This window comes from Embleya sp. NPDC025285 (genome assembly GCF_055558835.1).
On sequence record NZ_JBVHLU010000210.1, the window covers coordinates 1 to 7,295 of the forward strand.

The following is a 7,295-nucleotide window of genomic DNA, read 5'->3' on the forward strand; positions in this document are numbered from 1 at the left end:
TTTGCGGGTAACCCCGGTTTTCCCCCTGGAGTACTGGCCAAAGCCCCGAAACCCCCCGGCGAGGGCCGGGGCCGCGCGGCTTTCGGTGGTCCCTATCGTGCGGTGAGCGTCCACACGGTGTGTGTGCCGTCGGAGGCCACGGGCTCGACGGGCTCGACGGGCGCGTCGCCGCGTACGGAGGGCGGCTTGTGGAGTTCGGCGGCCGTGACCTTGGGGCCATCGGGGCTGCCCAGGCGTACCTCGCCGCGCTTGAGGGCGTCGGCTGCGCTGATCTTCGGCTTCGGCGTGCTGCTCGCGGAGGGGCTGTCGGTGGAGGCGGCCGAAGGGGCGGGGAGCCACTCGTTGTTGGAACCCACCCAGGCGCCGCGCCAGGCTGTGCCGTCCCATGCGTAGGCGGCCGTGAACGAGGCGTGCCAGCGGCCGAGACCGCAGTGGCCGGTGCTTTCGTACCCGACGCCGAACGTGCCGGCGGGGTTCCGTGCCGGTCCGGCCTTGAAGCAAGGCACCCAGACGCCGGCGGGCATGTCGTAGACCGTGAAGCTCGTGAAGTCACGAAGGTCACGCAAGCGGCCGGGCTCGACCGGCCGACGCACCACCCACCCGACGGCCTCGCGGGCGGCCGGCGTCCCGACCCGCCTGGTGAAGCCGGACAGGTCTCGACCTCAATTTGGGCGCGAAACGCGGGAGCACAGGTTCGGCCGCCTCCCCCGACAGTCCCTGACGGCTTTGTGCCGTAGGGCCGTTCGGCCCTTCACGCCACGCGTGGTCGGCGCGAGCGTGGGAACGAGCGGAGTTCAGACGACGCACGAGAGGAAGACCGATGACGATGGCGATTCCCGAAAGTCCGGACCTGACCACGGTCGACGCATGGTGGCGGGCGGCGAACTACCTCGCGGTGGGCCAGATCTACCTGAGTGGGAACCCGCTTCTGACCGAACCCCTGCGCCCCGAACACATCAAGCCGCGCCTGCTCGGGCACTGGGGCACCTCCCCCGGCCTGAACCTGATCTACGCCCACCTGAACCGGGTCATCCGCGAACGCGGCACGCACGCCCTGCACGTCACCGGCCCCGGCCACGGCGGCCCCTCCGCACTCGCCGCGTCGTGGCTGGACGGCACCTACAGCGAGCGCTACCCGAACGTCCCCCAAGACGCGGACGGCATGGTCGCGCTCTTCCGCCAGTTCTCCTATCCGGGCGGCGTCCCCAGCCACATCGCCCCCGGCGTACCGGGCTCCATCCACGAGGGCGGCGAACTCGGCTACAGCCTCTCGCACGCCTTCGGCGCCGCCTTCGACAACCCCGATCTGGTCGTGGCGTGTGTGATCGGCGACGGCGAGGCCGAGACCGGGCCGCTCGCCGCGTCCTGGCACGGCAACAAGTTCCTCAGCCCCCGTACCGACGGCGCGGTGTTGCCGATCCTGCACCTGAACGGCTGGAAGATCGCCAACCCGACGCTCCTCGCCCGGATGCCGCGCGAGGAACTGGACGCGCTGCTGACCGGCTACGGATGGCGCCCCATCCACGTCGAGGGCGACGAACCCGCCCGCGTACACGCCGCGTTCGCCGCCGCGCTGGAGGAGGCGCTCGACGACATCACCCGGCTCAAGGCGACCGCGCAGGGGCGCCCGAGGTGGCCGGTGCTCGTCCTGCGCACCCCCAAGGGCTGGACCGGACCGGTTGCCGTGGACGACCTGCCCGTCGAGGGCACGTGGCGCTCGCACCAGGTTCCACTGGCAGGAGTACGCGAGAACCCCGAGCACCTGGCCCTGCTCGAGACGTGGATGCGCTCCTACCGGCCCGACGAACTCTTCGACGAGGGCGGCCGGCCCACCCCGATCGTGCTCGCCAACGTGCCCGCCGGCGACACCCGCCTGGGCGCCGTACCCGAGGCCAACGGGGGCACCGTACTGCGGGACCTGCCGCTGCCCGACCCGAACGCCTTCGCCGTCAAGGTGGTCGAACCCGGCGCGTCCTCGTCGGAGCCGACCCGGGCCCTGGGCGAGTACCTGCGCGAAGTCTTCGCCCGCACGGCGACCCGACGCGACTTCCGGCTGTTCGGCCCGGACGAGACCGAGTCCAACCGACTCGGCGCCGTCTACGGCGCGACCGCCAAGGCCTGGCAGGAACCGATCACCGACCTCGACACCCACCTGGCGCCCGACGGCCGGGTCGTGGAGATCCTCTCCGAACACACCTGCCAGGGCATGCTCGAGGGCTATCTCCTGACCGGGCGGCACGGCGTCTTCTCCTGCTACGAAGCCTTCACCCACATCGTCTCGTCCATGTTCAACCAGCACGCCAAATGGCTGCACGCCTGTCGCGAGATCGGCTGGCGCCCACCCATCGCCTCGCTCAACTACCTCCTCACCTCCCACGTCTGGCGCCAGGACCAGAACGGCTTCTCCCACCAGGACCCCGGCTTCGTCGACAACGTGATCAACAAACGACCCGAGGTCGTCCGCGTCTACCTGCCGCCGGACACCAACACCCTGCTCTCGGTGAGCGACCACGTATTGCGCAGCCGCGGCCTGGTCAACGTGATCGTCGCCGGCAAGACGCCCAACCCCGACTGGCTCACCATGGACGAGGCCGTCCTGCACTGCACCCGCGGAGCCGGGGTCTGGGAATGGGCCTCCAACGACGACGGCGACCCGCAGGTTGTCCTGGCCTGCGCCGGAGATGTACCCACCCTGGAAACCCTCGCCGCCGTCGACCTGCTCCGCCGACACCTGCCCGAGCTGCGGGTGCGCGTGGTCAACGTGGTCGACCTGATGCGGCTGACCCCCGAGAGCGAACACCCGCACGGCATGCCCGACACGGAGTACGACGCGCTGTTCGGCACGGACGTTCCGGTCATCTTCGCCTACCACGGCTACCCGTGGCTGATCCATCGCCTCGCCTACCGCCGCCACAACCACGACCAACTGCACGTACGCGGATATAAGGAATACGGCACCACGACGACCCCGTTCGACATGGTCGTCCTCAACGACATGGACCGCTACCAACGCGTGATCGACGTGATCGACCGCGTCCCCGGACTGGGTTCGCGCGCCGCGACGGTGCGTCAGGCCATGGCCGACGCACGCACCCGGCACCACGCCTGGATCCTCGACCACGGCGAGGACATGCCCGAAGTCCGCGACTGGACCTGGCCGAACGACCCGCCTGCCGGCCGCTGACCCACGCCGGGGCCCGCACCGGAGTCCGCGCCACCCGCATCGGGACGCGTCGCCGAGTCCTTCGCGGGCCCCGGCACGTGGTCCCGCCCGACACCCGGCCGCCGGCTGCTCCGCCGGCCCCATCGGCGGGTACTGCCTGCGCCACGGCAGCACCCCCGGTGGTATTCGTCCCCACGCCGAACGCCTGATCCCGCGCACCGCCGAACGTGCGAACCCGGTGATCGGGTTCGGGCGTTCGGCGGAAACAGTCACGCCACGAAGCGGCGACCGGCTGTCGCCGCTCCCCGGGGGTTGACCGTCGGGCCCTCGCGGGGCCGAAAGCTCCCTGCCGCCGCGGAGGTTGCACGGCAAGGCACCCCGCGGTCACCCACGACCGGCCGTCGGCGTTCGGTGGTACAGCGTCACGGGTGTGTACGGCCACGTCGGCGTGAAGGGGGCCAGGGCCCGTCGAACGGCACCTCGGACGCGGCGGACGGCGGTGGCCGTCGGGGACGCCCCGACCGTGACGTCCGCGAGGACCATGCCCTCGCGCACCGTCAGGTCGACGTGCACGTCGGCGGGGGCGGTCACGCCGGCGAGCGCGAGGGACACGGCCCGGGTCACCACGCGGTGGGCGGTGGGGCCCACCGGGGAGAACGCCGTGCGACAGGCCGACTCGACGTCGGTTCGGCGACACACGACGTCCGCGCGCGCGAGCATCGCGTCGTGTGTGTCGACGGGTCCGCAGACCACCAGTGGAACTCCGGCCACGAGCGCGCACATCGCCCCCTGCTCGCGCTCGGTCCGCGGCCCCGCGTTCGCGCGCACGTCCACGACGACGTCGATGTCCGGGGCGAGCAGGGGACAACCGCGTCCGGCCGCCCACGCCACACAGGGCTCCTCCGGTTCCGCCCCCGGTTTCTCGTGACAGCGCAGCACGGTGTGTCCGGCCTCGGCCAGATCCGTCGCCACCTGCCGGCATCCGCCCGAGTGCGACTCGGTGATCACGATCTTCAGTCCCCGTCGGTGCACGATCCCTCCCCTGGGTCGCGTCCCAGACTGTCCGCTCCCCCGGGGATCGGGACAGGGCCGAACGCCTCTCCGGGGATGACTCGTTCGGACCTGCGGCCCGCCCCCTCGCGTGTGCGCGCGCGCCGGCCCACTCCGGGTGGCGCGCACCGTGGCGCCGCAGGCTTCAGCTCGCCGCCTCGCGGGTTTCGCGCGCGATCCACACATCCTCGCCGGCGGTGACGACCACGGTGCGTACCTGCGCGCCCGCCTCGCCGATCTCGGCATCGGCCCGTGTCCGGGCGTTGGCCTCGAGGTTCACACGCACCCCCAGGAAGCGCAGTTCGGCGGCGACGTCGGCGCGCAGCGTGTCGTCGTGCTCGCCCACACCGCCGGTGAAGACCAGGACGTCCAGGCCGCCCATCGCGGCGGCCATGGCGGCGATCCTGGTGCGCACCCGATAGGCGTAGATCCCGCGCGCGAGCCGGGCGCGTGGATCTCCCGCGTCGGCGTCCGTCCGGATCGCGCGCATGTCGCCGCCGTGCCCGGCCAGCGCGCTCAGGCCCGCCCCGTGCTCCAACACCCGCTCGAGCTCGTCCAGTTCGATGCCGTTACGAAGCAGCCACACGAGCATGCCCGGGTCCAGGTCGCCGGCGCGGGTGGCCATCACCAGGCCCTCGGTCGGCGTGAAGCCCATCGTGGTGTCGACGCAGATCCCGCCCCGGATCGCGGCCAGCGACGCCCCGGCGCCGAGATGGCAGCTGACCACACGCGCCGACGAGGGTTCCAGACCGGTCAGTTCGCATGCTCGGGCCCCGGCGTACGCGTGCGAGAGCCCGTGGAAGCCGTAGCGGCGCAGGCCCCATTCGGCGCGCCACGCCTCGGGGAGCGCGTAGGTGCTCGCCTCGGCGGGGAGCGTGTGGTGGAAGGCGGTGTCGAAGCAGGCGACCGCGGGCAGTTCCGGACACAGCTCACCGATCGCGTCGATGCCGGCGATCGCCCGGCCTTGGTGCAGAGGCGCGAGCGGGCGCAGCGCGGCGATCCGCGCGTACACCCGCGGATCCAGTCGTGCCGGGCCGGTGAACTCCGCGCCGCCGTGCACGATCCGGTGTCCGACGGCGTCGACGGTCCCGGCCGCGCGCACGAACTCGGCGATCTCCTCGGGTGGAATCGTTTCGGCGCAGCTCAGGTTCGAGGTGCACGCGATGGTGTCGTCCGGCTCGACGACCGACAGCTTCAGGCTGGACGAGCCGGCGTTGACGACCAGGACACGCCCGCAGGCGACGGCGCTCGTGGAAGAGGCTGCGTCAGCAGGCATCGCGCACCACCGTGTCGGCCAGGGCGCGCAGCCGCTCGCGATCGGCGGCGAGTGCCGCGTCCATCGGACGCCCGTACCAACGCGCGACGGGTCGCCACCACGGGCGCCGTGCGGCGTGCGTTTCGGCTTCGCGTACGCACCATTCGAGGTCGGCCAGGACCAGGGACATCAGCGCCGGCGACGAGGTGGCCGCGCCCGGTGGGAGTCCGATGTCCATCGAGCGCAAGTACAGCGTGCACGCCTTCGTGCGGCGACCGACGAGGCGACGGCGCGCGGACGTGGGGGTCGTTCCGGGGTGTGCGAAGAGGAACACGGCAACCGCCTCCTGAGATCCGGGCATCGAGACGCTTCCCAGGACAGCGCACTTCACGCCGGCACGCCCGGGCCGAACGGCCCTGCGCCTCGGGTAGCGCGGCCCTACCCGGGATCGGCGGCGGCACGCTGAAGGTGTCCGCCCGCCCATACGGACCGGCGCGCCGAACCCGGACGTCCTCGGACCCGCTGTCGGCTCCGAGGACATCGACGCGTCCGCCGGGGCACTCGGGCCCGTCGTCTCAGGTCCTGTGTCGCTCGGCGTCCTGGTGCAACTCGGTCGCGTAGACGGCGGCCTGGACGCGGCGCTCCAAGCCGAGCTTGCTCAGTACCGCCGAGACGTAGTTCTTGATGGTCTTTTCCGCCAGGCCGAGGCTCTCGGCGATCTCGCGATTCGTCTGGCCTTGCGCGATGTGCTCCAGCACCTGCTTCTCGCGTTCGCTCAGCCCGGTGGGGCCGGGTTCGGCGGTGGGTCCCTTGCGTACCCGATCCAGGACGCGCGTGGTCACCGCCGGGTCCAGCAAGGATTGGCCGGCGGCCACCGCACGCACGGCCGCGATCAGGTCCTGTCCGCGGACCTGTTTGAGCACGTAGCCGGCCGCGCCCGCCATGATCGCCGCGAACAGCGCGTCCTCGTCGTCGTAGGAGGTCAGGATCAGCGCGTTGATCTCGGGAAAGCGGGAACGCACCTCGCGGCACACGTCGATGCCGCTGCCGTCGGGCAGGCGTCCGTCCAGGATCGCGACGTCCGGACGCAGCGCCGGGATGCGCCGCGTGGCCTCGGCGGCGGAGCCCGACTCGCCCACGATCTCGATGTCGGATTCGCCGCCGAGCAGGTCGGCGAGGCCCCTGCGGACCACCTCGTGGTCGTCGAGCAGGAACACGCGGATGGGCGGTGTCGGCACGGCCCTCCTCCGAAGGTCAGTCGTGACTCCATGGTCGGACGTCGAAGACGCCCGTGCCCGTCACCGTAGCGCGGGCGGTGCAGCCCCGGGAGAACGGTCGACAGATCGCGGCCGGTCGGGACGCGGATCACCGTGCCGTCCGCGTCCACGACGAACAGGGCGTCGCGGCGGTGCTTCAGGAGTTCCTCCCCTGCCGCGATCACGTCGGTTTCGGGGACGACGAAGGTGGTCTCGGTCCCGGCGAGGGCGTGTCCGGCGGTGTGCTGTTCGAGACCCGGCGGATCCAGGGCCCACACCGCGGCGAGGTCGCGGATCGGACCGAGCACCCGATCCCCTCGACGACGCCGCTTCCCGGAATCACGATGGTGTCCATGTGGCGAGGGGCAGACGGGCCCACCAGGGTTTGACACCATGGGCCCGAAAGCGTTTCCGCGGGTAACCGATGCTTGGAGGAGTGGTTGTGGCGTCGGACGAGCGACCGGCACTGCCGCGTATGCGCCTGGACGAGCTGCTGGACGAGCTCCAGGCGCACGTGGAGGTGGTCCGCGCGACCCGGGATCGGGTGAACGGGCTGCTGGAGGCCGTCCTG

The 7,295-nt window shown here is 71.7% G+C and carries 7 protein-coding genes; 2 read left to right on the plus strand and 5 right to left on the minus strand.

Translation table 11 applies throughout. The features are described from left to right. Nucleotides 1-92 precede the first annotated feature (92 nt). Nucleotides 93-566: a hypothetical protein gene (locus ACZ4FV_RS51175; protein WP_402241984.1), complete on the minus strand. Its 474-nt coding sequence runs from the start codon at nt 564-566 to the stop codon at nt 93-95. A gap of 254 nt (nt 567-820) precedes the next feature. Here ACZ4FV_RS51175 and ACZ4FV_RS51180 point away from each other — a divergent pair, with 254 nt between their 5' ends. Continuing rightward, on the plus strand, nt 821-3,184 hold the full coding sequence (locus ACZ4FV_RS51180) for a phosphoketolase family protein (RefSeq protein ID WP_395874710.1): 2,364 nt from the start codon (nt 821-823) through the stop codon (nt 3,182-3,184). Nucleotides 3,185-3,547: 363 nt separating this feature from the next. Here the strand turns inward: ACZ4FV_RS51180 and ACZ4FV_RS51185 are convergent, their stop codons facing one another. The 4 genes from ACZ4FV_RS51185 to ACZ4FV_RS51200 form a co-directional block, all read right to left on the minus strand. Continuing rightward, the gene (locus ACZ4FV_RS51185; RefSeq protein WP_395874712.1) at nt 3,548-4,195 is read right to left on the minus strand and encodes a hypothetical protein; all 648 of its coding nucleotides are present in this window, start codon (nt 4,193-4,195) and stop codon (nt 3,548-3,550) included. A gap of 163 nt (nt 4,196-4,358) precedes the next feature. Beyond that, nucleotides 4,359-5,489, minus strand: a complete 1,131-nt coding sequence (locus ACZ4FV_RS51190) for an acetate/propionate family kinase (RefSeq protein ID WP_395874714.1) — start codon at nt 5,487-5,489, stop codon at nt 4,359-4,361. After that, nucleotides 5,479-5,706 (minus strand): hypothetical protein, encoded by a 228-nt coding sequence (locus ACZ4FV_RS51195; RefSeq protein WP_465328252.1) that lies wholly within the window; start codon nt 5,704-5,706, stop codon nt 5,479-5,481. Before ACZ4FV_RS51195 ends, ACZ4FV_RS51190 begins: the two co-directional genes overlap by 11 nt. A 337-nt stretch (nt 5,707-6,043) precedes the next feature. Then, nucleotides 6,044-6,706 carry a response regulator gene (locus ACZ4FV_RS51200; protein WP_395874718.1) on the minus strand — a complete coding sequence of 221 codons (663 nt, stop codon included), beginning with the start codon at nt 6,704-6,706 and terminating at the stop codon, nt 6,044-6,046. A gap of 53 nt (nt 6,707-6,759) precedes the next feature. Here ACZ4FV_RS51200 and ACZ4FV_RS51205 point away from each other — a divergent pair, with 53 nt between their 5' ends. Next, complete coding sequence (locus ACZ4FV_RS51205; RefSeq protein ID WP_395874720.1) at nt 6,760-7,113, plus strand: hypothetical protein; 354 nt, start codon at nt 6,760-6,762, stop codon at nt 7,111-7,113. The last annotated feature ends 182 nt before the right edge of the window (nt 7,114-7,295 follow it).

Bases quoted from the DNA above. Each gene is read 5' to 3' on its own strand.
- ACZ4FV_RS51180 (WP_395874710.1), top strand. From the start codon at position 821: ATGACGATGGCGATTCCCGAAAGTCCGGACCTGACCACGGTCGACGCA.
- ACZ4FV_RS51190 (WP_395874714.1), bottom strand. From the start codon at position 5,489: ATGCCTGCTGACGCAGCCTCTTCCACGAGCGCCGTCGCCTGCGGGCGT.
- ACZ4FV_RS51195 (WP_465328252.1), bottom strand. From the start codon at position 5,706: ATGGACATCGGACTCCCACCGGGCGCGGCCACCTCGTCGCCGGCGCTG.